Genomic DNA, 24,230 nt, shown 5'->3' on the forward strand with positions numbered 1-24,230 from the left:
TACGACGGAGCATCGTTTTCGCGCTACGCAGGTGCGCGGTGAGGACGAAACGGACCCAGGGCCGTGGATCGTTCCATGGTTTCCACGATCCCCCACCAACCTGCGCTAACACATCGTAGTAGTCGCGGGTGTTGCGCCCTAGATACTCTTCGATGCTGGAGAAGACGGGCGATAAGATTCCATCACGTGCGAGGACCAACGTTTGGAGGCAACGTGCCATTCTGCCGTTGCCGTCCCGAAAGGGATGAATAAGTACAAGATTGAGATGCGCCATCGCGGCTTTAATGATAATGGGGCAGCTTTCATCAAGCTCAAGGTGGCGCACCAGTTCGTGCATTAGCGGGTTTACTTGCTCGACCTCAACGCCCTCGTAAACAATTTCACCGGTCTCTCCCTTCTGCACGTATACCGGCCCACTACGCCACCGCCCGGGGCGATTTTTGAGGTCGTACTGCGTCATCATAAAGTGCAAGCTTTTGATCAGCTGCTCGCCGAAGTGGAAGTTGGGTTCCTCTGCCAGTTGCAAGACGTATGTCATCGCGTCTCGGTAGCCTCGGATAGCCAAGCTCGTTTCTACGCTCGCGTCGAGCGCTGGTTCTCCCATTTCGATAGCTATGGCGTCGTCGAGCTTGGCCTCATATCCTTCGATGCTGTTCGAACCTTGTACCGCGCGGGCGAACTGAACGCGGCGCAGTGAGCCCGTCCACCGCCTTGGTTCGTGAAGCCGGTGGCGAAGGCTCTGTCGCAGTTGCTCGGTCTCTGCGATGACCTCTCGCTCGCGGGCATCGAGATCAGGAGCTTCGAATAACGTGATGCTTATCTCCTAACAAACCATCATGATGATAAATAATAACGCTCACCGTGAGGGTATGACAATGTCAATGACTCGTGCACCAGGTCGGGCCCCGTGCGGGCCGGGGCTGCGGCCGGCCCAAACGCCACCTGCCGCGCGAGACTGCGGACCGATCGCGGGCCTACGACCCCTCGGCGATTAAAGATCGACGCTTCAGTCCAGCTCAATTTGGAGCCGATGACGGGAATCGAACCCGCGTATTCAGCTTGGGAAGCTGATGTTCTGCCATTGAACTACATCGGCGATAAGGACTCTGACCTGCGTATATGACCTTGAATGTCCGACATCAAACGAGTGCCGAGATTGCACTCAATGTTGCAAAGCATTCGTGGCGACGTGCAGGGCGTCGTCTTGCGAGTGAGCATACAACCGCATGGTGAGCGCCCGGATCGCAGTGTCCGATGTATGCGACGGGGACGCCGTCCGGGGTGTTGCCGCGGTGTGCGATCTGGATGTGAATGACGGGGTAGCAACACTGGCGATTGCCAGAAGGCCCCATGCCAAGGATGGGACGCAGGGCTGACCGGGTTCGGCGAATCAGAGCTGTACTGTTGCACCGCCGCTGAACGCGGAGTCGTGCAGTTCAATAGAAGTTGGGACTGTCCCTGGCGGAACGTCGAACGACACTACTGTGTCGACGCCAAGCCCTGGGTTCAGGGAATCGCTATCTCCCTTGACACCCAATACCGATGCGGCATCGAACTTCTTGCCGTTCACGATGAGCTTCTGATTTTGGGCGAAGTATGACTGCGCCTCATCTCCGATGTTCTTTACCGACAAGTGCACGTTGACGTACTCGCCTTGCGCGGTGGACTGCATGAACTCGTTCGTAGGATCGCCGGCGATCTTCGACCGGTCAACGGAAGTCACGATGAACTCAAACTTCCCATCGCGTACCGGGGTTCCGATCCTGGCTGCCGGTTGCCTCGCTGCTGAACTGGATTTGCTGGACGTTGTAGCCGTTCCGCAGCCCGACAGCATGAGGAAGCTTGCGGCAAAAATTGCTACGACGACGTTCCTGTAGAACAAGTGATACCTCCTGGTAGGTGGGTGTGAGTGTAGGCAGTATCGGCGTCTAGCGGTACCGAACCTCAAATAATCGACTGCGCTTGCCACGTGCTGTCGCTGATTGGACACTACGTCGGTCGCTGGTGTTGCCTCAGAGGTTCCGCATTTGGCTATGCACATAGTGAACCCTCTTGAGCGAAGCCGCGTCCTTGACGGTAAGCGAGCAGCGCGGGCCCATCACCGAGGTGGACGTACCCCACCATATTCCGGCCCGGCACGGACCGACCCCCGTGATCAGACGTGACGCAAATAACTGGAACGGATCTGTTGGGGCAGACCTGGGTGCTGGAGTTGGCCGGCGGAGGCAGCATCCGGGAGACCGTCGTCGCCGTGGATGAGCCACACGAGTGGCGATACAACATCACCGACTTCAAGGGTCCTCTCCTCACCAAGATCGACGGGGAATTCTTGTTCACCCCGGCTGCACCGGCACCCGAATCACGTGGCGCTACAACATGTTTCCGCGCTCATGACCGGCAGCGTCGACGATGCCGGCCTTCGGCTGGTTCTGGCGCGGATACGCCCGTCAGATGCTCGAGGAACTGTCTAACTGGCTCGCGAGCCAACCGGCCTGACGAGCGCAGAATCACCCGCAAGTAATTTGCCGGGCTAATAGACAATCGCTCCGTGCAAATCCCCAGAATGGGACGTTTACCCTTTCGTTATCATTCGTAATCTCGTATCGTGACCTTCCGTGGGCAGGCACGCATTAGCCAGGAAGCGGTCGAAAGCGCCAGCGATGCTGGCTGCAGCCATCGGTCCGGTCGCCGTCCTCTTCGCGGTGGGCGGAGCGCTCGGTGGAGATGTCAATCCCGCGACCACGCGCATCGTTGCAAAGCCGACCGTCCCGGACCCGTCGTCCGAATGCTGCCTGCAGATTGCGGCTTCGGATGCCGGCGCCGCGCTGGACACGTCGCGCCTGCGCTTCAGCGTCGAGGAAATGGCTCCCGCCGAGCGGTCGCGGGCCGACCGGTCTCGCCCCGCCGCAGGGTCGACCATCTTGGCCGCGGGCGTCGCGCCGGAACAAGGACTGCAGGTCAAGACCATCTTGGTGGCGCGAGCCATCAGCGCCCTGTTCCCCGAGATCCACCAGATGGGCGGCGTCCGCCCCGACGCTCTGCGGTGGCATCCGGAGGGCTTGGCCGTAGACGTGATGATCCCCAACCCGAGCTCCGACGAGGGCATCGAACTGGGCAACGCGATCGTCACGTACGTCTTGCAGAACGCCGACAAGTTCAGCATCCAGGACGCCATCTGGCGGGGCACCTACTACACGCCCGGGGGCGGCGCCCAAGCAGGCGGGTACGGGCACTACGACCACGTCCACGTCACCACCCTCGGCGGCGGATACCCCAGCGGAGACGAGATCTACGTCCGCTGACCGGCAGCAGATACGCTCACACGCGTGCTGCTCTCCGACCGTGACCTCAAGGCCGAAATTTCCGCCGGCCGGTTGCAAATCGAGCCCTTCGACGACGCCCTGGTGCAGCCGTCCAGCATCGACGTGCGGCTCGACACGCTGTTCCGCGTCTTCAACAACACCCGCTACACCCACATCGACCCCGCCAAGCAGCAGGACGAGCTGACCACGCTGGTGCAGCCCGCGGACGGTGAACCGTTCGTGCTGCACCCCGGCGAGTTCGTACTCGGCTCGACGCTGGAGCTGGTCACCCTGGCCGACGATCTCGCCGGACGGTTGGAGGGCAAGTCCTCGTTGGGCCGGCTGGGGCTGTTGACGCACTCCACGGCGGGTTTCATCGATCCGGGTTTCAGCGGCCACATCACGCTGGAACTGTCCAACGTCGCCAACCTGCCAATCACGCTGTGGCCGGGGATGAAGATCGGTCAGCTGTGCATCCTGCGGCTGACCAGCCCGTCGGAACGGCCCTACGGCAGCGCTGGCGTCGGGTCCAAATACCAGGGTCAGCGCGGGCCCACCCCGTCGCGTTCCTATCAGAACTTCATACGGACTACATAGCTGCAACAGCGGTCCCAACTTGGTTAGCGCGACTACCCTTTTGGTTGAAGCGAAGACCGTGGGAGGGGCTTTGGACGTCGTACTCGGAGTTTCGATGGCGCCGACGGCGGCCCAGATCGCGCTGATTGAGGGTGCCGACGCCAACGGCGTCATCGTCGACGAGGACCGGTTCCGGCTCGGGACTGACCCGGCCACAATGCGCTCGTCCGAACAAGTGATCCAGGCCATCCTGGGCACGCGCGAAGGCGCGGTCGAGGCCGGCCTGCGGCTGTCCTCCATCGGGGTGAGCTGGACCGATCAGCTGCAGGCGGCGGCGCTGCGTGACGCGCTCGCCGCCCGCAGGATCGAGAACGTCATGCTGGTCTCCGCGTTTCTGGCGGCGGTCGCGATGGGACAGGCGGTCGGTGATTCCGTCGGCTACGCGCGGACCGGCGTGCTGTTCGTCGAACCCGACAGCGCCACGTTGGCGGTGGTGAAGACCGCCGACGGTTCCCTGTGCGACGTCCGGCGCCGGCAACTGGCCGCCGACGACGGCGCTGCGGTCGGCCAGCTGGCCGAGATGCTGGCCGATGTCGGATCGATGGCGGCCCGACCCGACGGCATCTATGTGGTCGGCTCCGGTGTCGACGTCGCGATGATCAAGCCGCTGCTGGACGCGGCCACCCCGCTGACCGTGAGTGTGTCCGAAGAACACGAGATGGCACTGGCTCGAGGCGCGGCGCTCGCGTCGGCCAACTCCCCGTTGTTCGCGTCGAGTACGGCCGCGTTGGCCTATGCGCAGGACCCGGGTGGTCCCGGCGAGCTCGCCTACAGCGCCGTTGCAGACGAAGCCGTCGACGGCCGACGGCGCAGGTCCGCGATGTTGATCGGCAGCGGCGTGGCGGTCATCACGGCCGCTGCGGTGGTAGCGCTGGAGGTGGCGTTGGCTATCAACGTCCGCCCGACGGTCGCGCTGGCTCCGACGCCCCGGCAGAACCATTTCGTTGCGCCGACGGTCGAGGCGCCTCCGCCCGCCCCGGTGGCAGCGCCGCAGCCCAAGATCGACGTGCCGGCTCCGCCGTCGGCGCCCAGAGCGCTGCCGCCGCAACTACCGACCCAGATCCCGGCCGCGGCGCCGGCTCCGGTCGCTCCAATCGTTCCGGCACGGGTGGTACCCGACCTTCCCGAGATGCCGGCTCCGGCTGCTCCGGCGCCGCGGTTGCCGGAGCCGGAAGTGGTCGCTCCGGTGGTCCCGATCATCATTCCGCCCATCCAGATCCCCAGCCCAGGGACGGTTCTGCGGCCACCGCAAGCCCGGGTACCGCGCCAGGCGCCGGCACCGCGCGTGCCAATCCCGGCCGCCCCGCCGCGGGTGGAGAACCCGGCTCCCCGGGTGCCGGTCGTCCAGCCCCCGCGGTCGGGTCCTTCGCCGAAACCGGGTCGAGGGCCCATCGGAGGTAATCCCGGTCGCGGACCGTTCGGCGGGGATGGTCCTGGTGGGCGTGGCCCCTTCGGCGGCGGTGGCCGCCCAGGTGGCGGCGGCCCGGGCGCGCACGGTCCAGGCGGCGGGCATGGACCCTTCGGAGGCGGCGGCGGTCACGGTCCCTTCGGAGGCGGAGGCGGAGGCGGAGGCGGCGGTCACGGTCCCTTCGGAGGCGGCGGCGGGGGCCGTGGGCACAGGTAGCTCCGTCCACCGGCCTGAGGTCCGGTGATCTGCGTTACAAATCAAACTCAGATGGAAAGCATCCGGTGGTCTGGGTACGTTGTTGATAACGGGTTGGGGGACATCCGAGCATTCGATTGGGGGAGTTGTGGACACCGTCCTTGGTGTGTCGATGGCACCAGCGGCAGTCCGAATGGTGCTGGTCGAGGGTGAAAACGGCGACGGTGCCCTCGTCGAGGAAGAGAAGTTCGAGGTCGCGGCCGACCCCGATGCGACGATGTTCAACGCCGCCGAGCAGGTCGTCTCGGCGATCCTGGGGACTCGAGAAGGCGCGGCCGAGGGTGGCTACCAGCTGGCGTCGACCGGTGTGACCTGGCGGGACCCCGAGCAGGCCGCCGCGCTGCGTGACGCGCTGGCCAACCGCAAGATCGAGAACGTCATGCTGGTCTCGGCCTTCCTGGCCGCCGCAGCGCTGGCGCAATCGGTCGGTAACGAGACCAACTACGCGCAAACTGCGCTGCTCTTCGTCGAGCCCGACACCGCGACTCTGGCCGTGGTGCACACCGCCGACGGGTCGATCGCCGACATTCATACCCAACCGCTACCCGACGACGACGACGCGGCGGTGGCTCAATTGACCGAGTTGGTGTCGGGCGCCGAGTCGCTCGCCACCCACCCGGATGCGGTGTTCGTCGTCGGCTCCGGCGTCGACATCCCGCTGATCAAACCGGCGCTCGAGGCGGCGACCACGCTGCCGGTGACCGCGCCCGAGGAACCAGAAACCGCACTCGCCCGGGGAGCGGCCCTGGCGTCGGCGAACACGCCGCTGTTGTCGTCGTCGACCGCCGCGCAGGCCTACGCGCAAGACCCCGGCACCGGCGTCCAGCCACCGTTCGCAGTCGACCCGGTGCACTTCGAGAACGTCGAGAGCGGCTTGGCCTACAGCGCCGTCGAGGACGAGCAGGACGATCGCAAGCCTTTTGCGCTGATCGGCAGCATCCTGGCGTCGATCTTCGTCATCGGGGTGGCATCGCTGGTCGTCGCGCTGGGCATCAGCATTCGCACCACCTCGGATACGCGGCCGCAGACCGGCCAGGCCGCCGTCGCGCCGAACACGCCGGCGCCCGAGGCGCCCGCGCCGACTCCCCAGGCGCCCGCTCCGACTCCCCAGGCTCCGGCACCCACTCCGGCGCCGCAGCAGGTTCCGGTCCCTGAGCAGGCTCCGACGCAGCAGGTCCCCGAGCAGGTCCCGGCCCCTGCCCCCCAGGTCCCGGTGCAGGTTCCGCAGGCACCGCAGGCGCCGACGCCCAAGGTTGAGGCGCCCGCCCCGGCCGCACCCGCTCCGGCTCCGGCCGCACCGGTTCCGGTGATCGTGCCGGTGCCGGTGATCCCGCCGATCCTCACGCCGCAATCACCCGGGCGCGGCGGTGGCGGCAAGCCGCCGAGCATCGGCAAGGGTCCGGGCGGCAAAGGCCCCGGCGGCGGCGGTGGGGGCCGCGGCGGTGGCCGAGGTGGCGGCGGCGGCCGCGGCGGATTCAACATCCCCTTCGTCCCCGGCATCTGATCTCGCCGGATAGCCGTCACTTACCGTTCAGGGTCGCGATGGCGTTCGCTCATCGCAGCCACCTACACACAGTGGTATGCGATGCACGGTTTTCGGAACCGGTTACTTAGGTGCCACCCACGCGGTCGGAATGGCGGAGTTGGGACATGACGTCGTCGGGGTCGATATCGACCCGGGCAAGGTCGCCAAGCTGGCCGGGGGTGATATCCCGTTCTACGAGCCTGGCCTGCGAAAGATGTTGCAGGCCAACCTCACTGCGGGGCGGCTGCGCTTCACCACCGATTACGACATGGCCGCCGAGTTCGCCGACGTGCACTTCCTGGGCGTCGGCACGCCGCAGAAGAAGGGGGAGTACGGCGCCGACCTACGGCATGTGCACGCCGTCGTCGACGCGTTGGTGCCCCGGCTGACCCGGGCGTCGGTGCTGGTCGGAAAGTCGACCGTGCCGGTGGGTACCGCCGCCGAACTGGGCCGGCGGGCGGCCGCGCTGGCACCCGAGGGCGTTGACGTGGAGATCGCCTGGAATCCGGAGTTCCTGCGCGAGGGTTACGCGGTGCACGACACTCTCAACCCGGACCGCATTGTGCTTGGCGTGCAAGACGATTCAAAACACGCAGAGCCGGCGGTACGGCAACTGTACGGTCCGCTGCTGGGCGCTGGGGTGCCGTTCATGGTGACCGACTTGCAGACCGCCGAACTGGTCAAGGTCTCCGCGAATGCGTTTCTGGCGACCAAGATCTCGTTCATCAACGCCATCTCCGAGGTGTGTGAGGCCGCCGGCGCGGACGTCAGTGTGCTCGCCGACGCGCTCGGCCACGACCCGCGCATCGGACGCCAATGCCTCAACGCGGGCTTGGGTTTCGGAGGCGGCTGCCTGCCGAAGGACATCCGCGCGTTCATGGCCCGTGCCGGTGAGCTGGGTGCCGACCAGGCCCTGACGTTCCTGCGCGAGGTGGACAGCATCAACATGCGTCGGCGCACTCGCATGGTCGAACTGACCAGCGCGGCGTGCGGAGGATCGCTGTTGGGCGCCAACATCGGGGTGCTCGGCGCGGCGTTCAAGCCCGAATCCGACGACGTGCGCGACTCGCCGGCGCTCAACGTCGCCGGGCAGTTGCAACTCAACGGCGCCGGGGTCAACGTCTATGACCCGAAAGCCCTGGACAACGCGAATCGGTTGTTTCCGACGCTGAACTACGCGGTGTCGGTCGAAGAAGCGTGTGAACGGGCGGATGCCGTGCTGGTGCTGACCGAGTGGCGGGAATTCGTCGACCTCGACCCGGAAAGGCTTGCCGATCGGGTGCGCGCCCGAGTGGTTGTCGACGGCCGCAACTGCCTCGATGTCGCTCGCTGGGAGGGGGCGGGCTGGCAGGTGTTCCGGCTGGGAGCTCGGCGACCCGGCCACTAGACTGGACATTATTGACTGGTTGTCCAGTCAGCTCGTACGATGAGTCCGTGACGGCGGTGGCGTTCCGGAAGATGCGTTTCGACATCGACGAATCGGTGCCGTTTCGATGGAACACCGCCAATCCCGCCGCGGCGTTGATGTCCAACCTGATCTCGTTTTTCGCGGTCGGGTTCGAGCGTTACATCGTGCTGGTCGTCAAAGACGCGCTCAAGGTCATCGACGACGCGGACCTGCGGGCCGAGGCCGAAGTCTTTCTCGCCCAAGAGGCCCAGCATTCGGCCGCGCACCGTAGGCACGTTAACTCGCTCATCGCGCAGTATCCCGCGCTCGCGGACACCCTCGACGACGTCATCACGTCCTATGAGGCTTTGTATGCGGCCCAACCGCTGAAGTTCCATCTGGCGTACATCGCCAGCCTGGAGGCCACCTTCCCGCCGCTGTTCACCTTCATGATCGAGAAGCGAGATGTGTTGTACGACGGGGACTCTCGGGTGGCTTCGCTGTTTCTGTGGCACTACATCGAGGAGATCGAACACCGGAGTTGCGCCGACCTGATCTTCGACGGCGTGGTAGGCAGCAGATGGTATCGGCTGCGCTCACTGCGTACCTCTATGGCTCACGTCAGCAAGATCGCGACGCTGATCGCCGACGGCATCGCCGCGGCGGTTCCGGCCGAAGACATCGGAGTCCCGCCCGAAGTGGCCACCGTCGCGATGTGGCGCACCGAACTTCGGCAGCACCTGCCCGTCGTCGGCAGGTACTTCACGCCGGGATACCACACCACCTTCCGGGACGTCTCGGGCTGGCGGCTATTGAAACTCGTTGCCGGACTTGTGCGTTCGCAGTGGCCGACGCATCATCCCGCCGACGAAAAGGTGCCGGACTGGTTCCACACCTGGATGGCCAGCCACGCGGCCGGCGAAGACATGGCGCACTACTACGGCAGGGCCGCGAGCTAGCCTGTCACGCCGGCACGGCCCGCGGCACATTGCGCGGCGTGCCGTCGGCTCGCAGGAAGCCGCCGGTGCGCTCGCGGCCCAGGATCTCCGTCGGCTGCCCGTCGCGGAACAGCGCCCGGCCGGAGACGAACACCGCCTGAACCGTCTCGTCGTTGCGATTCACCATGCGCGAAAGTCCGCCGTAGGCTTCGACATTGGCCTCGTGATAGGAATCCAGCGACTCGTCCAGACGCTTGGGGTCCAAGATCACCAGATCGGCCCAGTCGCCCACCCGCAGGTGGCCGGCATCCAGTCCGTACCAGTCGGCCAGTTCGCCGGTCAACCGGTGCACGGCCTGCTCGGGCGACAGGAACGGCCGCCCGGCCTTTTCGGCATCCCTGACGTGGCGCAGCAGACGCAGACCGGAGTTGTAGAAGGCCATGTTGCGCAGATGTGCTCCGGCGTCCGAGAAGCCGATTTGCAAGCCCTCCATCCGCGCCAGCCGTCGCAGCATCGTGGGCCGGTGATTGGAAATCGTTGTGCGCCAACGGACGGCGGTGCCGTGCTCGAGTACCAGATCCAGGAACGCGTCGACCGGATGCAACCCACCACGGTCGAGGCCGACCTGGCCGAACGACTTGCCGACCACCGACTCGTCGGGGCAGGCGACGATCTCGGCGTCGAAGAAGTCCCGGTGCCACGCGCGCGGACCGAACTTGGTGTCGTAGTCCTTGCGGAACTGGCGGCGGTATTCCTCGTCGCGCATCAAAGCGTTGCGTTCGACTTCGTCCTTGAGGTGCAGCGCGGCGGCCCCCGCCCCGAATTCCTCGAACACCACCAGGTCGATCCCGTCGGCGTACACCTCGAACGGCACCGGCAGGTGCTGGAAGCGGAAGTCGCCGCCGAACCGGTTCACGACGGCCGCCAGGAAGCTGGTCAGCCACACGCTGCCCGGCGCCGACTTCATGTCCGCCGCGGCCAACAGGCTGGTCTTGAGGTGCGGCCGGCGGATGCCGAGGGACTGCAGCGCCTGCGACACGATGTTCTGCGGATGGCTGATGTCGGGACCCGATTGCAGGGCCCGGCCGGTGCGGCGCAGCAGGTTCTTCAAGCGCCGCAGTTCGCGGCCCTTGGCGTACGTCGAGGGCAGCGTGCGCGACCGGCAGGTGTCACCGTCGATCTTGTCGAAAAGCAGTTGCTGCGAAGACATCCCGAGGAACCCGGCGTCCAGCGCCTCGGTCAGCATCCGTTCCATCTTGTCTTGCTCGGCGGCGGTGGGCCGCACGTCGTCGCGGGTCGACCGGTCCAGGCCCATCACCGCTGTCCGCATGTCGGAGTGCCCGATAAAGGCCGTCACGTTGGGGCCCAGCGGCAGCGACTCCAGCGCGTCGATGTACTCACTCGCGTTCGTCCACGACTTGTGCTCGCCGACGATGCGGACCACGTGCTCGTGCGGGATTGCCTCGACCCGGCCGAACAGGTCGGCGGCTTCGCCGGCGTCGACATGGATGGTGGACAGTGAGCACGAGCCCATGACGATCGTGGTGACGCCGTGGCGCACCGACTCGGACAACTCCGGTGCGGCCAGCACTTCGGCGTCGTAATGGGTGTGGATGTCGATGATGCCGGGGATCACCCACTTGCCTTGCGCGTCAATCACATCGGGGCAACCGTCGGTGTCCAGCGGTGTCGCTGACACGGCGACCACCCGGCCGTCGCGGATGCCGATGTCGCGGGTGGCCGACGGCGCTCCGGTGCCGTCGAACCACCTGCCGTTTGCGACCACTATGTCGAAAGTCAATGTACTCACCTCACTCGAGTGGACAGCTTACCGATACCGTCCAAGCACGGCGCTGCGGCTACTGCGGCGTTGTTTCCGGCTGCCGGGCCTTGGCCAGCTCGGAGGTGAGCGTGGGCGCGACCCAGCGGCGCAGATAGGTCCTCAATACTTCGCCGGTTCGCGGGGGGCTGCCCGGGTCGATCATGAACGACTGCAATATCCGCAGCATGTATTCGGCGAGATCGTCGAGATCGTCGTCCTGGACCCCGACGTCCGCCCAGTCGACGTCCAGGCCCGCCAGGATGCCGTGGCCGAACTTGATGCCCATCTCCGAGGTGACACCGGTTGAGGCCTTGGTGAAGTTGTGCACCAGCATCAATTGCACGTGCCGATCGTTTGGTAACCATTCCAGGGTGAAAGCCAGGCTTTCCACCAGCGCGTCGACGGGATCGGTCATGCCGGCCAGGTGTTCGGCCAGTCGCTCCAGGAACCTCATGCCGGAGCGGGTGGCGGCGGCCTCTACGAGTGTGTTGGTGCCGGGGAAGTAGTTGTAGACGGTCTGGCGGGAGACGCCCAGCGTTCGTGCCACGTCGGCAATCCGCATGTCCCCGCCACGCTGGTCGATAGCCTGGCTGGCCGCGTCGAGGATGCGTTCGATCGCCTCTTCGTCGGTCGCGGGCTTGGCACCGCCCCAGCCGTGGGTGCGCATGGTTGAGACGTTACGGCTTCGGCGGGGCGTGTTTTCAGGCGGTGCGCTCCGCCTTCAGGTCGATTTCGTTGAGGGCGCGTTCGGCGTCGATCCGGTATTCGCGGACCTGGGCACGGGTGCGTCGCCGGATCGGCATCATCACGCTACGGATGTTGCAGTCTGCTTGCGGCGCGGCGACGACCGGAGCTGATCCGGTGGACCGGCTCAGGGTTGGATACAGCAGCCGGCTCCCGGGGCGGGTCGCATAGGTATGCCCGGTCGGAGCGGTCCAGATGATGGTGCCGTCTGGTAGTTGTCGGTCCCGCCACCCGGGTGGCCCGATCCAAAAGGTCTTGAGCAGGTGATGTTTTCGGCACAGACAGCGCAGCACGGACGGATGGGTGGACCCGAACGGGTAGGCGATGCCATGGTCGAGGTCACAGCCGACGGCAGGTCGGTCGCAGCCGGGAAAACGGCAGGTCATGTCACGGCAGCGCACGAAGCGGGCCATCTCAGCGGGAATGCGGTAGCCGGGCGCGGCTTCGGTGGGATGGGTCAGGGGCAAGGCCTTGGCGCCGGCCGCGATCAGCTCCGCCAACAGTGAGGCGGGCACGGTTTGTCCGGCGATGATCTGCCCGGACGGTCGCCACGGCGTGGGTGGTTCGGGATCGGGCTTGGGCACCGCGCGAAGCGGGTTGTCCGGGTCGATCGGCGTAAGCGGTATCTCACCGTGGATTTGAGGGTCGGGTTCGGCGTCGAGGGAGGCGGCGTCGGCGACGACGTGGATGACCACCGCCTCCGCGCGGGCGTCGGACACTTTGGCAGGGCAGTCGGCGTCCTCACAGCAGCACGCCAGCCGGTCACCACCGGCGGCCAGTGTGCCGAGCGCGTCGGCCCGGCGCTGGCCCAGCGTGCGCGGATCATCGGCACACACCTGCCGTGCCATGTCATCGAGGCGGCGGTCCAGCACCGCGGCATCGGTGGCCAGCAACGATCCCCACAGGTCGGCGGTGCCGTCGTCACCTGGTCTGATCACCACGTCCCGGCCGCGGGCGCTGTCGCGGTAACGCCGTACCGCGACGGGGTCGTAGCGGTCAATGATGGCGTCGATCGCCCGTGCGGTCTTCGACGACGAGAGCGGCCCGTAATGCAACGCGTCATTTGCCAGGATCGCGTCCACCACGCCCAGCACGGTGGGGTCTTTGATCAGGCTGGTGTGCCAGAGGATCGTGCTGACGAGCCGCAGACTCAACCGGCCTTGACCGAACAACGCGGCGACCGCCGGAAGCCGCTGGTGCAGTTCCATGGCCTGATACATCTGGCTGGAGGCCAGATTGTGGCTGATATTCAGCGCGGCGCCGATCTGGGCGGCGATCGCGTCCCAATGGTCGCAGGACCAGCGCCCGGTGGCGGTGGGTCCAGGGGCGTGACGCTCCACGAGCTCGGCGATGGCCGCGAACCGCCGTGCCGCCTCGACGGCTTCGTCCCGCGTGGCGGCGTCCATGATCGACACCAACGTGGCGTCGTCAGCGCCCTTCAAGTCATCGAACATACTTTCGAATATAGCGATCTCCACCGACAAGTGGCGGCAGGTCGAGACCGAATGTGGATGAATCGCCATGTGTGGATAAACCAGCGGCGAGTAGCGTCGTCCGAGTGGATTACGCCTCGGCCTACCTCGGGGAGACCCGTGCGTTCGGGGAGCTGATCCGCGGCGCCAATCAGTCCACGCCGGTGCCGACCTGCCCCGGCTGGAGCATCGACCAACTTTTTCGCCATGTCGGTCGTGGTGACCGCTGGGCCGCGCAGATCGTGCGTGACCGGATGGACAGCTTTCTGGATTTCCGCAGCGTCGAGGGCGGCAAGCCGCCGCCGGGCCTCGATGACGCGATCTCCTGGCTGAACGGCGGCGCCCGACTCCTGGTCGATGCCGTCGATCAGACGGGCGCGGAGACGCAGGTGTGGACCTTCCTCGGGCCGCGGGCCGCACGTTGGTGGATCCGCCGCCGGCTGCACGAGAACGTTGTGCATCGCGCCGATGCCGCGATCGCGATCGGCAGCACCTTCACGCTGGACGCTGCCGTGGCCGCCGACGGCATCGACGAATTCCTCGAGCGCATCGTGATTCGGGCCGGAAGCGACGGTGTGCCAATGCCACTCGAGGACGGCGACACCGTGCACCTGCACGCCACCGACCCCGGATTGGGTGAGGCCGGCGAATGGACGGTCCGGCTCAGCGACGGTCAGATCGCGTGGTCGCACGAGCACGGCAAGGGCACGGTGGCGTTGCGCGGCGGCGCCACCGATTTGCTGCTCGCGATGACCCGCCGAGTCGCGCTGGCCGACACCGGAATCAACCTCTTCGGCGACGACGCCGTATGGCAACGATGGCTTGATCGCACCCCTCTCTAGACTTGCAGGCCATGACCACTTCGGAGATCGCAACCGTTCTGGCGTGGCACGACGCCCTCAACGCCGCTGACATCGAGACGTTGGTCAGCTTGTCCAGTGACGACATCGATTTCGGTGACGCCCACGGAGGCGCGCAGGGTCATCAAGCGCTACGCGAATGGGCCGGCTCCCTCGCCACGACGGCGGAGCTGGGCCGGATGTATGTGCGCGACGGTGTGGTGGTGGTCGAGCAGACGATCAACGGTCGCAAGGACGGTGCAGCCATCACCACGAATGCGTCGGCGTTCCGGGTGGTTCGCGACCACGTGACATCGGTGTTCCGACACGAAGATCTGCGGTCGGCGCTGGCGGCGACCGAACTCACCGAAACCGATCGGGTCGACTGAGCATGCGTGGAATCATCCTGGCCGGCGGTTCGGGCACCCGCCTGCACCCGATCACCATCGGAATCAGCAAGCAGCTGCTGCCGGTCTACGACAAGCCGATGATCTACTACCCGCTGTCCACACTGATGATGGCCGGCATCCGCGACATACTTGTGATCACCACTCCGCATGACGCGGCCGGTTTCCGTCGGCTGCTCGGGGACGGTTCGCAATTCGGCATCAACCTCAGCTGGGTGACGCAGGACAGCCCGGACGGACTGGCGCAGGCTTTTGTCCTGGGAGCCGACCACATCGGCAATGATTCGGTGGCATTGGTGCTGGGAGACAACATCTTCTACGGTCCGGGTTTGGGAACCCGCCTCAGTCGTTTCCAAAACGTCTCAGGCGGAGCGGTTTTCGCGTACTGGGTCGCCAACCCGTCGGCTTACGGCGTAGTGGAATTCGATGCTGGTGGGATGGCGGTGTCGTTGGAGGAGAAGCCACAGACGCCCAAGTCGAACTATGCGGTGCCCGGCTTGTACTTCTACGACAACGACGTGATCGAGATCGCCAAGGGCTTGAAGAAGTCGGCGCGTGGCGAGTACGAAATCACTGAAGTGAACCAGATCTATCTGAACCGTGGTCAACTTTCGGTGGAGGTGATGGCCCGCGGGACGGCGTGGCTGGACACTGGGACATTCGACTCGCTGCTGGACGCCTCCGACTTCGTCCGAACACTGGAACTGCGGCAGGGACTGAAAGTCAGTGTGCCCGAAGAGGTTGCGTGGCGACGGGGCTGGATCGACGACGGGCAGCTGGAGCAACGGGCCCGCGCGCTGACCAAGTCCGGATACGGCGGTTATCTGCTGGAGTTGTTGCAGCGCAGCTAGTTTTGCTGCTGAACAACTACTGACGGTAGCTGGTCAAGAAGTTGCCCAACCGCTCTATGGCCGACGCGAGGTCACGTGCCCACGGCAGGGTCACGATTCGCAGGTGATCCGGTGCGGGCCAATTGAATCCGGTGCCCTGGGTGACCAGGATCTTCTCCTGCAGCAACAGGTCGAGGACGAGCTGCTCGTCGTCGTCGATGTCGTAGACCTCGGGGTCGAGCCGCGGAAACGCATACAGCGCACCCTCGGGCTTGGTGCAGGACACCCCGGGGATCTCGTTGAGCTTGTTCCACGCGACGTCGCGCTGCTCGAGCAGCCTGCCGCCGGGCAGCACCAGATCGTCGATGCTCTGATATCCGCCCAGCGCAACCTGAATCGCGTGCTGCGCAGGGACATTCGGGCACAGGCGCATGTTGGCCAGCAGGCTGATCCCCTCGATGAAGCTGCTGGCGTGGTCCTTGGGACCGGTGATCGCCAGCCAGCCGGCGCGGTATCCGGCGACCCGGTAGGCCTTGGACAGGCCGTTGAAGGTCAGGCACAACATGTCCGGCGCCAGCGTCGCGAGACTGGTGTGCTTGGCGTCGTCGTAGAGGATCTTGTCGTAGATTTCGTCGGCGAGCAGCAGCAACTCGTGTTTGCGTGCCAAAGCGACCATCTGCGTGAGGATTTCGCTGCTGTAGACCGCCCCGGTCGGGTTGTTCGGGTTGATCACCACCAGCGCCTTGGTGCGCTCGGTGATCTTCGACTCGATGTCGGCGATATCCGGCTGCCAGTCCTGGGTCTCGTCGCACAGGTAGTGCACCGGGGTGCCACCCGCCAGCGACGTCGACGCCGTCCACAGCGGGTAGTCGGGAGCGGGGATCAACACCTGGTCGCCGTTGTCCAGCAACGCTTGCAGCGTCATCGTGATCAACTCGGAGACGCCGTTCCCGAGATAGACGTCGTCGACGTCGAATTTCGGGAAACCGGGGACCAGTTCGTAGCGGGTGACCACCGCGCGACGGGCCGGCAAAATGCCCTTGGAGTCCGAATAACCCTGCGCATACGGCAGCGCCTGGATCATGTCGCGCATGATCACGTCGGGAGCCTCGAACCCGAACGGCGCCGGATTGCCGATGTTGAGCTTGAGGATTCGGTGCCCCTCGGCTTCCAGCCGGGCGGCGTGCGCGTGCACCGGACCGCGGATCTCGTACAGGACATCCTGCAACTTGGACGACTGCGCGAACGCGCGCTGCCGGTGATGGCCGGAGGTGTGCGCGGTGAATTGGTGCGTAGTCACGTCACCCATGCTGCCATCGCTGTCCACTGATATTTGCTGATCGGTGTCAAACCGTGATCAGCGCTTACCGGGCGGACGCGCGCCCTTGGCCAGTCCGAGGCCCTTGACCGGCGCGGCGGGAGTCGCCGGGGCAGCCGGCTCGCCGTTGGACGGCGCCGACGGCTCCGACTCGGACTTTGCTTCGGGTTCGGGTTCGGGTTCGGGTTCGGCTTCGGGTTTGGGCTCGGCGGGCGTGGCGGGTTTGGCGGCCGGGCTCTTCTTGGCGCCGGGCCGCTTGGCGCCGGCCGCTATGCCCAGGCCCTTGACCGGTGCCTCGGGTTTCGACGGCTTGGCCTCCTCAGCCGTGGGCGCCTCGCCACCCCCGACCGCCGCGTCTTCGGTCGGCGCTTGCGGCTTCGCCGGCCCAGGACGCTTGGCTGTCTTCTCGCCGGGACGCTTGGCGCCGGCGGCCAGACCCAACCCCTTGACCGGCGCGGCGGGTTTGGGGGGTTCGCCTTCCTTGGGTTCGGACGCCTTGGTCGCTTCCGGCTCTGCCGGCGTGGCGGCCGTCTTCTTGGCGCCGGGCCGCTTGGCGCCAGCTGCCATGCCCAGCCCCTTGGCCGGTGCTGTCGGGGTTTCGGTTTTCGAAGGCGCTTCGGCTGTAGTGGCGGCCGGGGCTGCCGTCTTCTTGGCGCCGGGCCTCTTCGCCCCACCGGCCATGCCCAGCCCCTTGACCGGCGCTGCCGCGGCCGGCTTCTCGGCGGGGGCCTCGGCCGGTTCTTCGGCCTCGGGCTCGGCCTCGACCGGAGCGGCGGGGGCAGCGGCTTTGGGCTCCGCCTTCTCCACTTTCGCGGCCCGCTCTTCGGCTTCTTTGGCTGCGGTGCCCTTCTCCGGCAGTTTCACGCTGTCGCGGTCGATCGACCCGAGCAGTACCTGAGCCACGTCGAGCACCTCGACGCCGCTGCGGCCCGCTTCTTCCTGCCGGTCGTTGACACCGTCGGTCACCATCACCCGGCAGAACGGGCATGCGACGGCGACGGTGCTGGCATTGGTGGCCAGCGCCTCGTCGACGCGCTCGTGGTTGATGCGCTTACCGATGTGCTCTTCCATCCACATCCGCGCGCCGCCGGCGCCGCAGCAGAAGCTGCGCTCGGCGTGCCGCGGCATCTCGGTGAGGGTGGCTCCCGCGGCGCCGATCAGCTCGCGCGGCGCTTCGTAGACCTTGTTGTGGCGGCCCAGGTAGCACGGGTCGTGGTAGGTGATTTCTTGGGACACCGCATTCACCGGCACCAGCTTGTCGTCGCGTACCAGCCGGTTCAGCAATTGGGTGTGGTGCAGCACGGTGTAGTTGCTGCCCAACTGCCGGTATTCCTTGCCCAGGGTGTTGAAGCAGTGCGGGCAGGTGACGACGACCTTGCGGTCGACGGTCTCCACACCCTCGAACACCCCGTCGAGGGTTTCGATGGCCTGCTGGGCCAGCTGCTGGAAGAGGAACTCGTTGCCCGAGCGGCGCGCGGAATCGCCGTTACACGTCTCGCCGGTGCCCAGCACCATGAACTTCACTCCGGCGATCGAAAGTAGTTCGGCGACAGCCTTTGTGGTCTTCTTGGCTTTGTCGTCGTAGGCGCCGGCGCAGCCGACCCAGAACAGATACTCGTAGCCTGCGAAGCTTTCGACGTCCTCGCCGAACACCGGGACGTCGAAGTCGACCTCGTCGATCCAACTGGTGCGCTCAGAGGCGTTCTGCCCCCACGGGTTGCCCTTGTTCTCCAGGTTCTTGAACAACACCGACAGCTCGGACGGGAACTCCGACTCCATCATCACCTGATAGCGCCGCATGTCCACGATGTGATCGATGTGTTCGATATCGACCGGGCACTGCTCGACGCAGGCGCCGCAGGTTACGCAGGACCACAACACATCCGGGTCGATCACACCGCCCTGCTCCAGGGTGCCGACCAGCGGCCGCGTCGCCTGCTCGGGTCCAGAGCCCATGATGCGGCCGAAGCCGGACTCGGGGACGTGATGTTCCTCGGCGTGCTTTTCGCCACGCACTTCTTCGCCGATGCCGCCTTCCGGAGTGCTCTCCAGCGGACTCGGCTTCTCGCCAAGGATGTAGGGCGCCTTGGCCATCCAGTGGTCGCGGAGGTCCATGATGACGAGCTTGGGCGACAACGGCTTGGCGGTGTTCCACGCCGGGCACTGCGACTGACAGCGACCACACTCGGTACAGGTGGCGAAGTCGAGCATGCCCTTCCAGGTGAAGTCCTCGATCTTGCCGCGGCCGAATTCGGCGTCGTCGGGCGGGTTTTCGAAGTCGATCGGCTTGCCGTCGGCTTCGATCGGCAGCAGCGGACCCAGCCCGTCGGGCAGTCGCTTGAACGTGACGTTGATGGGCGCCAGGAAGATGTGCAGGTGCTTGGAGTTCAGCACGATCACCAGGAAGACAAGCGCAACCGCTATGTGAGCCAGCAGAGCGATCGTCTCGATCCACTCATTGGCATCTCGCCCAAAACCATCCATGACCGCGCCCATGGCGTGCGAGAAGAATGCGCCGCCGCCGTAAGGCAGGGTGCCGATGCTCGCCGACGCGCCACGGAAGATCGCGAAGGTCAAGATGACCAGGAAGATCATGAACAGGATCAGCCAGGCGCCGCCTGTGTGTGAGCCGTAGAACCGTGACGAACGACCATATTCCTTTGGCTCGGAGCGCAACCGGATGATCGAGAACGTGATGATGCCGGCCAGGACGCTGAGCGCAATGAAGTCCTGCAGGAAGCCCAGCGCGTTCCAGCGGCCGACGATCGGGATGTGGAAATGGGAGTCGAAAAGGGCGCCATAGGCCTCGACGTAGACCGTGGCCAGGATGAAGAAGCCCCACATTGTGAAGAAGTGCGCCAACCCGGGGATGGACCATTTGAGCAGTTTGCGCTGTCCGAACACTTCGGAGATCTGCGCCCAGACGCGGGTACCGATGTCGTCGGTTCGTCCGGTGGTCGGCTGTCCGGACATCACCAGCCTGTACAGCCACCAGACGCGTCGCAGAGCCAGCGCGGCTACGATCGCGGTCATACCCAGGCCCACAACGAGCCTGATGATGGTCTGGTGGTCCACGGAAGGTCACCTCATTCATCGTCACTCAGAAGGGCAGCAACGCGTTAGAGGCGCCTTTGCTGCTTAACCAGCCCATACTGACACCTTTGTGGCATGCGCCGCGAGAAAGGCAAACCTAAGTTTGCGCAGATCACCAGCCCGGAGGGGCTGCGGTGTGATCAGACAAACAACCGGCGGCTCATGGTTCCGGGACCAACATCGCGCGCAGCATCGAGAGCATCTCGGAACGTGACCCCGCGCCGAGTCGGCGGCGGATGCGGGCAACGTGATGCTCGACCGTCTTCGCCGAGATGAACAGCTGGGCGCCGATGTCGCGGTAGGGCATGCCCAACAGCAATAGTTCGGCGACTTCGCGTTCGCGGTCCGACAACGGGGAACCCGACGGGGGCTGACGCGGCGCCGACATGGGCTCGGCGGTGTGCGCCGGCTCGCCCGCGCCGGCTAGCGGCTCGCTGAAACCGGTTCCCAGCTTCAGGTCCCGCGCGAGTTGGAGCATCGCGCCCGAGACCCGGGCATCGGGTGTTTGCAGGGCCGCCTGGCCGGCCAGCCTGGTCGCATCCGAGGTCAACCCCACGTGGGAAAGGGCCCGCGCGGCCGCGGTGACCTCGTCGGCATCGACCTGATCGGCCAGGACGCGCAGCCAGGTTCGGCCGGCCGCGGAAAGTGCTTGTGCGAGAGAGCTGTACGGTGCCGCCGTGCTCAATGCCTGCCCGTGTGGTGCGACGGATTCCGGTGAGTTGGCCAGGATCGCCGCGTGTACGCCGGCCCAGTGCAGCGAGTTCGACCACAGCGCAGGGTTTCCGAGCGAACTGAGCAGCATGAAAGCCTGATCCAGGCTGTGTTGCAGTTGGTCGACGTGTCGCATCCGCGCGGCTGCGACCCATAATTCGCCCAGCGGGAGTAGGGCGAACAGGTCGAGGGAGTATTCGGCCAGCACCTCCATGGCGACATACCAATTCTTTTGCAGCGCACCGGTATCGCCACTGCGTCGAGCGATCGCGGTTTGCAAGGCACCGGCCCACAACGCATCCCGCCGGTTCAGATTCCCCCCGACGGTGGCCGCGGCGACGTCGGCGCCCGCTGATGCCAGTTGTCCTTCCTGCATCTTGATCCACCCGCACAACAGCAGGTGTCGACGTCGGAATAGCACATCGCCCCCGGCGCGGACGGCACGACCGATCACGCTGTGTGCGCGTACCGGATCGCCGCCGTGGATGGCGGCCAGGGTGACCAGCGCGGCCGGACTGTCCGGAAAGGCACCGCTGATGGAGTGTTCGACGGCGATGGCTTGACTGAGCTTCGCCATCGCAGTGGGGTAAGGCTGTTCCAAGGTCAACAGCAGACCTTCCGCCAGACTGCGTGAGGCACGCGCGGCCATGGTCGGCGGTCCCGCGTCTTTGAGCTGCAGCGCGGCGCGAGCTGTCGTCAGGTCACCGGTCCCGGTCAGCACGATCGTGGCCGCAGCCGCCACCACGGCGTCCGGGTACGGGCCGAGCCAACCGAACAGGTCCGCTGCCTGCGCAGAGTTGCCGTTTTGCATCGCGACGCTGGCCGCGATCCGCACCGCCGCCGCGCGTTCGGCGGCATCGGGTGAGGCGAGCAGGTCATCGGCCAACGCCGCAGCCGCGGCACAGTCCCCGGTTTCGACGAGCGCGTCTGCCAGACGGGGCTTCAGCCCTTCGGCCCCCGCCTGGACCGCCGCCCGGTACAGCCGCGCTGCATGGGCGGAATCGGCGTGCGTGTCGGCGGCATGTTGGGTGAGGATGCCAGCCAGGCGTTCGTCGCGGAGTCCATGTTCGGCCAGCCGCAGTGCCAGATCCGGCGTGACCGTCGAGATGTCGAGTTGTGAACGCAGCAACGAAGATTCGACCTCCCGGTGGTGCGCGTTGCCGACGATCTGGGCCACCGCGTCGTGCACAAGTTGCAGAAACGCGGGCGAGTGCGACGGCCGGGCGAGTCCGCCGGCCCGGGTGCGGTCGACGAGGATTCGGGCGTCTGCGATCGAAATACCAAGCGCTGCAGCCACATCGGCGGGGCCCAGCTCCTGGGCCAAGGACATGATGAGCAGCGTGTCCAATGCGGGCTCGTCGATCCGTCGCAGCCGCTCGGCAAGCGCCAGTCGAGCCGATTGCTCTGGCGACCCATCGCCGTCGGACACCGCGTGGAGCAAGAGGGGCAGACCGGCGGTGCAATCCAGCAAGTGCTGGTCGACAGGTACCGGACCCAGGGAGATACGCGGTCGGTCGCGCTCGATTGCCATCGCCAGGGACCGCAACGCCGGCCGGTACTCGTGGGTTTCGGCGGTGGCGACGACGGTCGAGCGTCCGTCGGTGACTCGATCAGTCAGTTGGCGCAACTCGGCATCGGTGAGCAGATGGGCGTCGTCGACGAGCAGCGCCGCGTCAGGTGGGTCGTCGTCGCGGGGTGGGCGGGTGAGTGTCGGGACTCCGGCGCGTCGCAAGGCGTCTTTGACGGCGCTCAGCGTGGTGGTCTTGCCGCTGCCGATGCCGCCCGCCACGAAGGCTCGCACCGGGACAGTCGAGGCATCAGCGACATCGTCGATCAGGATGCGCGCGGGTCGCGGGATGTGGGTCAGGTAGTCGGTCATGGATGCGTCGTCCACCCCCTATGTCCCACCGTGGTCAGCAGCGGTTTCCTCACCATAGCCGCTTATTGCCCCGTAACCCCGGTAATCCCCTAACGTCACATCCCCTAACGATGGCGTGGGGCGGGCGGGATTCGTACCGAACACGCGAGTCGGTGTAACCGATAGCATCTGGCTAACGCAGGATTCAGGTGGGCCGGGGCGGCAAGGAGGTGCGTGGTGGCAAACTCGTTGCTCGACTTCGTCATCTCCCTGGTGCGTGACCCCGACGCCGCGGCGCGCTACGCCGCGAACCCTGCTCAAGCCATCGCCGACGCCAATCTGACGGACGTGACCAGCACTGACGTCAACAACCTCATTCCGATGGTGTCGGATTCGCTGTCGATGTCCGGTCCCGCTGTCGGAGCTCCGGTCGCCGATCACGGCAATGTCTGGGCAAGCGGGGCAGCGACGGCCGCCTTCGATGCGTTCACGCCCCACATCCCCGCCCCTGCGGTGCATGACCAGGCCCCGGTCAGCGGTGTCATCAGTCATTCGGTTGTGCCTGAGCCAGGCGATGTGCCGGCGAGTCCCCCGCCCGCGGGCATCGGTCAGCACGAGCCGTCGGCGCTGTTCAGCGGCGGTGATTCGGCGCATATCGGCTTCGAACATGCGGCGTTCCCGGTGAGCGACCCCGGTATCTGGGATCACGCGATCATTCATCCGGATGCCCATCCCCACGAAGGCCAGCCCGATCATCACGACTTCGGCATCCACGGCTGATTCCGTTTACCTACCCCCGTCTGCGCCGTCAGAGATGGCTGCTGACGTGCGCAAACGGTTGTCAGTAGGACGGTATTCAGCCTCGGGATGGGGAGCCCGAAATTTCCCCTAACCCCCTAATGGGGTAGCCCCCGGTATCCCGATAAGTCTTCACCAGGCTGGGGGAACTGACCCCGATTTGCTGAGCCCGCGAAATCCATACGGTTTATGACAGAGCGCCGGTCACTTCGGCGAATGCTTCACGGTTTCGATTGAAGGGAAACAACAATGACCTCGCTTGTCGACTACATCCTGAGCCTGTTCCGCAACGAAGAGGCGGCGCGGTCATTTGTCGCCGCTCCCGGACAGGCCATGACCAGCGCCGGACTGGTCGACGTGTCCCCGACCCAGATCTCCTCGGTGGCCGCAGACGCGGTGCCTGGCCTGAACATCTCCTCGGACGACCCGATTGGCGGGTTGCAGCAGGCGGTAGCGGTTCAACACGGCTTTGCACCGCCGACATTCGCGGGCCCGGATGCCGGCCCAGTTTTCGGTGCCGCCGCGCCGATCATCGGCGACGCCGGCGTCGTGGCGAACGACGTCGGGTTCATCGCTACCGATGCTGCGCTGGCTGCCGGCGACGTCGGCTTCGGAGTGGCCAACGTCGTCGCGGCGGATGCCGGACTTGTCGGGCCGAACGTCGTCGGTCCGGTCGTGGGTGCTCCCGGACTGCCCGTTGTCGGACCGACGGGCGGATTGGTGGCCGGAGCTGGTGTGGGCGCTCAGGCCGGTCTGGATGTCGAGTTCGGCGTGCAAGCCGGAATTGGTGCCGGTGTCGGTCTCGGCGTGGGGACCGGAGTCGGTGTGGGCGCACAGGCCGCCGTGGGTGTCGGCTTTGAAGTAGAAGCGGGATTCAACGCGCAGGC

The 24,230-nt window shown here is 65.8% G+C and carries 19 protein-coding genes and 1 tRNA gene; 11 read left to right on the top strand and 9 right to left on the bottom strand.

Translation table 11 applies throughout. The features are described 5' to 3' along the window. From AC5Y4D_RS25750 to AC5Y4D_RS25760, 3 genes are all read right to left on the bottom strand, one after another. Nucleotides 1–538, bottom strand: a 538-nt coding sequence (locus AC5Y4D_RS25750; RefSeq protein ID WP_500038573.1) for a Fic family protein, incomplete at its 3' end; no start/stop codon positions are given. Nucleotides 539–1,022: 484 nt separating this feature from the next. Further along, nucleotides 1,023–1,096 (bottom strand) — tRNA-Gly (locus AC5Y4D_RS25755). Between the two features lie 294 nt (nucleotides 1,097–1,390). Next, nucleotides 1,391–1,882 carry a DUF4352 domain-containing protein gene (locus AC5Y4D_RS25760; RefSeq protein ID WP_499993293.1) on the bottom strand — a complete coding sequence of 164 codons (492 nt, stop codon included), beginning with the start codon at nucleotides 1,880–1,882 and terminating at the stop codon, nucleotides 1,391–1,393. Nucleotides 1,883–2,615: 733 nt separating this feature from the next. Here AC5Y4D_RS25760 and AC5Y4D_RS25765 point away from each other — a divergent pair. The 6 genes from AC5Y4D_RS25765 (at nucleotide 2,616) to AC5Y4D_RS25790 (ending at nucleotide 9,472) form a co-directional block, all read left to right on the top strand. Next, a complete protein-coding gene (locus tag AC5Y4D_RS25765) occupies nucleotides 2,616–3,302 on the top strand; it encodes a VldE C-terminal domain-containing protein (protein ID WP_499993295.1) in 687 nt (228 codons plus the stop codon). Nucleotides 3,303–3,326: 24 nt separating this feature from the next. Next, nucleotides 3,327–3,899 (top strand): dCTP deaminase, encoded by a 573-nt coding sequence (gene dcd / locus AC5Y4D_RS25770; protein ID WP_499946600.1) that lies wholly within the window; start codon nucleotides 3,327–3,329, stop codon nucleotides 3,897–3,899. Nucleotides 3,900–3,969: 70 nt separating this feature from the next. Next, nucleotides 3,970–5,562 carry a DUF7159 family protein gene (locus tag AC5Y4D_RS25775; RefSeq protein ID WP_499993297.1) on the top strand — a complete coding sequence of 531 codons (1,593 nt, stop codon included), beginning with the start codon at nucleotides 3,970–3,972 and terminating at the stop codon, nucleotides 5,560–5,562. A gap of 127 nt (nucleotides 5,563–5,689) precedes the next feature. After that, nucleotides 5,690–7,105: a DUF7159 family protein gene (locus tag AC5Y4D_RS25780; RefSeq protein ID WP_499993298.1), complete on the top strand. Its 1,416-nt coding sequence runs from the start codon at nucleotides 5,690–5,692 to the stop codon at nucleotides 7,103–7,105. A gap of 76 nt (nucleotides 7,106–7,181) precedes the next feature. Further along, nucleotides 7,182–8,513: a UDP-glucose dehydrogenase family protein gene (locus AC5Y4D_RS25785; protein WP_500038574.1), complete on the top strand. Its 1,332-nt coding sequence runs from the start codon at nucleotides 7,182–7,184 to the stop codon at nucleotides 8,511–8,513. Between the two features lie 47 nt (nucleotides 8,514–8,560). Continuing rightward, nucleotides 8,561–9,472, top strand: a complete 912-nt coding sequence (locus AC5Y4D_RS25790) for a metal-dependent hydrolase (RefSeq protein ID WP_500038575.1) — start codon at nucleotides 8,561–8,563, stop codon at nucleotides 9,470–9,472. A gap of 4 nt (nucleotides 9,473–9,476) precedes the next feature. On the opposite strand, the gene AC5Y4D_RS25795 is transcribed toward AC5Y4D_RS25790, so the two are convergent. From AC5Y4D_RS25795 to AC5Y4D_RS25805, 3 genes are read right to left on the bottom strand one after another with little or no spacing between them, the layout of a single operon-like run. Next, nucleotides 9,477–11,252 (bottom strand): N-acyl-D-amino-acid deacylase family protein, encoded by a 1,776-nt coding sequence (locus tag AC5Y4D_RS25795; RefSeq protein ID WP_500038576.1) that lies wholly within the window; start codon nucleotides 11,250–11,252, stop codon nucleotides 9,477–9,479. 58 nt (nucleotides 11,253–11,310) lie between these two features. Further along, nucleotides 11,311–11,940 carry a TetR/AcrR family transcriptional regulator gene (locus AC5Y4D_RS25800; protein ID WP_500038577.1) on the bottom strand — a complete coding sequence of 210 codons (630 nt, stop codon included), beginning with the start codon at nucleotides 11,938–11,940 and terminating at the stop codon, nucleotides 11,311–11,313. A 34-nt stretch (nucleotides 11,941–11,974) separates the two neighbouring features. Beyond that, nucleotides 11,975–13,471 carry an HNH endonuclease signature motif containing protein gene (locus tag AC5Y4D_RS25805; RefSeq protein ID WP_500038578.1) on the bottom strand — a complete coding sequence of 499 codons (1,497 nt, stop codon included), beginning with the start codon at nucleotides 13,469–13,471 and terminating at the stop codon, nucleotides 11,975–11,977. Between the two features lie 104 nt (nucleotides 13,472–13,575). On the opposite strand from AC5Y4D_RS25805, the gene AC5Y4D_RS25810 reads away from it, so the two are divergent. From AC5Y4D_RS25810 to rfbA, 3 genes are read left to right on the top strand one after another with little or no spacing between them, the layout of a single operon-like run. Continuing rightward, nucleotides 13,576–14,331: a maleylpyruvate isomerase family mycothiol-dependent enzyme gene (locus tag AC5Y4D_RS25810; RefSeq protein ID WP_500038579.1), complete on the top strand. Its 756-nt coding sequence runs from the start codon at nucleotides 13,576–13,578 to the stop codon at nucleotides 14,329–14,331. An 11-nt stretch (nucleotides 14,332–14,342) separates the two neighbouring features. Further along, complete coding sequence (locus AC5Y4D_RS25815; protein ID WP_499946609.1) at nucleotides 14,343–14,717, top strand: nuclear transport factor 2 family protein; 375 nt, start codon at nucleotides 14,343–14,345, stop codon at nucleotides 14,715–14,717. A 2-nt stretch (nucleotides 14,718–14,719) separates the two neighbouring features. Next, complete coding sequence (gene rfbA / locus AC5Y4D_RS25820) at nucleotides 14,720–15,586, top strand: glucose-1-phosphate thymidylyltransferase RfbA (RefSeq protein WP_499993309.1); 867 nt, start codon at nucleotides 14,720–14,722, stop codon at nucleotides 15,584–15,586. 16 nt (nucleotides 15,587–15,602) lie between these two features. Here the strand turns inward: rfbA and AC5Y4D_RS25825 are convergent, their stop codons facing one another. The 3 genes from AC5Y4D_RS25825 to iniR form a co-directional block, all read right to left on the bottom strand. After that, complete coding sequence (locus AC5Y4D_RS25825) at nucleotides 15,603–16,892, bottom strand: pyridoxal phosphate-dependent aminotransferase (protein ID WP_499993312.1); 1,290 nt, start codon at nucleotides 16,890–16,892, stop codon at nucleotides 15,603–15,605. Between the two features lie 30 nt (nucleotides 16,893–16,922). After that, the gene (locus AC5Y4D_RS25830) at nucleotides 16,923–19,916 is read right to left on the bottom strand and encodes a (Fe-S)-binding protein (RefSeq protein WP_500038583.1); all 2,994 of its coding nucleotides are present in this window, start codon (nucleotides 19,914–19,916) and stop codon (nucleotides 16,923–16,925) included. Nucleotides 19,917–20,136: 220 nt separating this feature from the next. After that, complete coding sequence (iniR, locus tag AC5Y4D_RS25835; RefSeq protein WP_500038580.1) at nucleotides 20,137–22,566, bottom strand: isoniazid response ATPase/transcriptional regulator IniR; 2,430 nt, start codon at nucleotides 22,564–22,566, stop codon at nucleotides 20,137–20,139. A gap of 216 nt (nucleotides 22,567–22,782) precedes the next feature. Between iniR and AC5Y4D_RS25840 the strand changes: the two genes are divergently transcribed. Both AC5Y4D_RS25840 and AC5Y4D_RS25845 read left to right on the top strand, forming a co-directional pair. Then, nucleotides 22,783–23,325 carry an Rv0340 family IniB-related protein gene (locus AC5Y4D_RS25840; RefSeq protein WP_500038581.1) on the top strand — a complete coding sequence of 181 codons (543 nt, stop codon included), beginning with the start codon at nucleotides 22,783–22,785 and terminating at the stop codon, nucleotides 23,323–23,325. Nucleotides 23,326–23,592: 267 nt separating this feature from the next. Continuing rightward, a partial coding sequence (locus AC5Y4D_RS25845; protein WP_500038582.1) for an IniB N-terminal domain-containing protein occupies nucleotides 23,593–24,230 on the top strand: 638 nt, incomplete at its 3' end.

It is taken from the genome of Mycobacterium sp. NGS67, assembly GCF_059812185.1.

What these genes read in the sequence shown, in the direction of transcription:
- AC5Y4D_RS25785 (WP_500038574.1), top strand. Translation starts at nt 7,182, where the DNA reads ATGCGATGCACGGTTTTCGGAACCGGTTACTTAGGTGCCACCCACGCG.
- AC5Y4D_RS25800 (WP_500038577.1), bottom strand. Translation starts at nt 11,940, where the DNA reads ATGCGCACCCACGGCTGGGGCGGTGCCAAGCCCGCGACCGACGAAGAG.
- AC5Y4D_RS25805 (WP_500038578.1), bottom strand. Translation starts at nt 13,471, where the DNA reads ATGTTCGATGACTTGAAGGGCGCTGACGACGCCACGTTGGTGTCGATC.
- AC5Y4D_RS25815 (WP_499946609.1), top strand. Translation starts at nt 14,343, where the DNA reads ATGACCACTTCGGAGATCGCAACCGTTCTGGCGTGGCACGACGCCCTC.
- rfbA (WP_499993309.1), top strand. Translation starts at nt 14,720, where the DNA reads ATGCGTGGAATCATCCTGGCCGGCGGTTCGGGCACCCGCCTGCACCCG.
- AC5Y4D_RS25830 (WP_500038583.1), bottom strand. Translation starts at nt 19,916, where the DNA reads ATGACCGCGATCGTAGCCGCGCTGGCTCTGCGACGCGTCTGGTGGCTG.
- iniR (WP_500038580.1), bottom strand. Translation starts at nt 22,566, where the DNA reads ATGACCGACTACCTGACCCACATCCCGCGACCCGCGCGCATCCTGATC.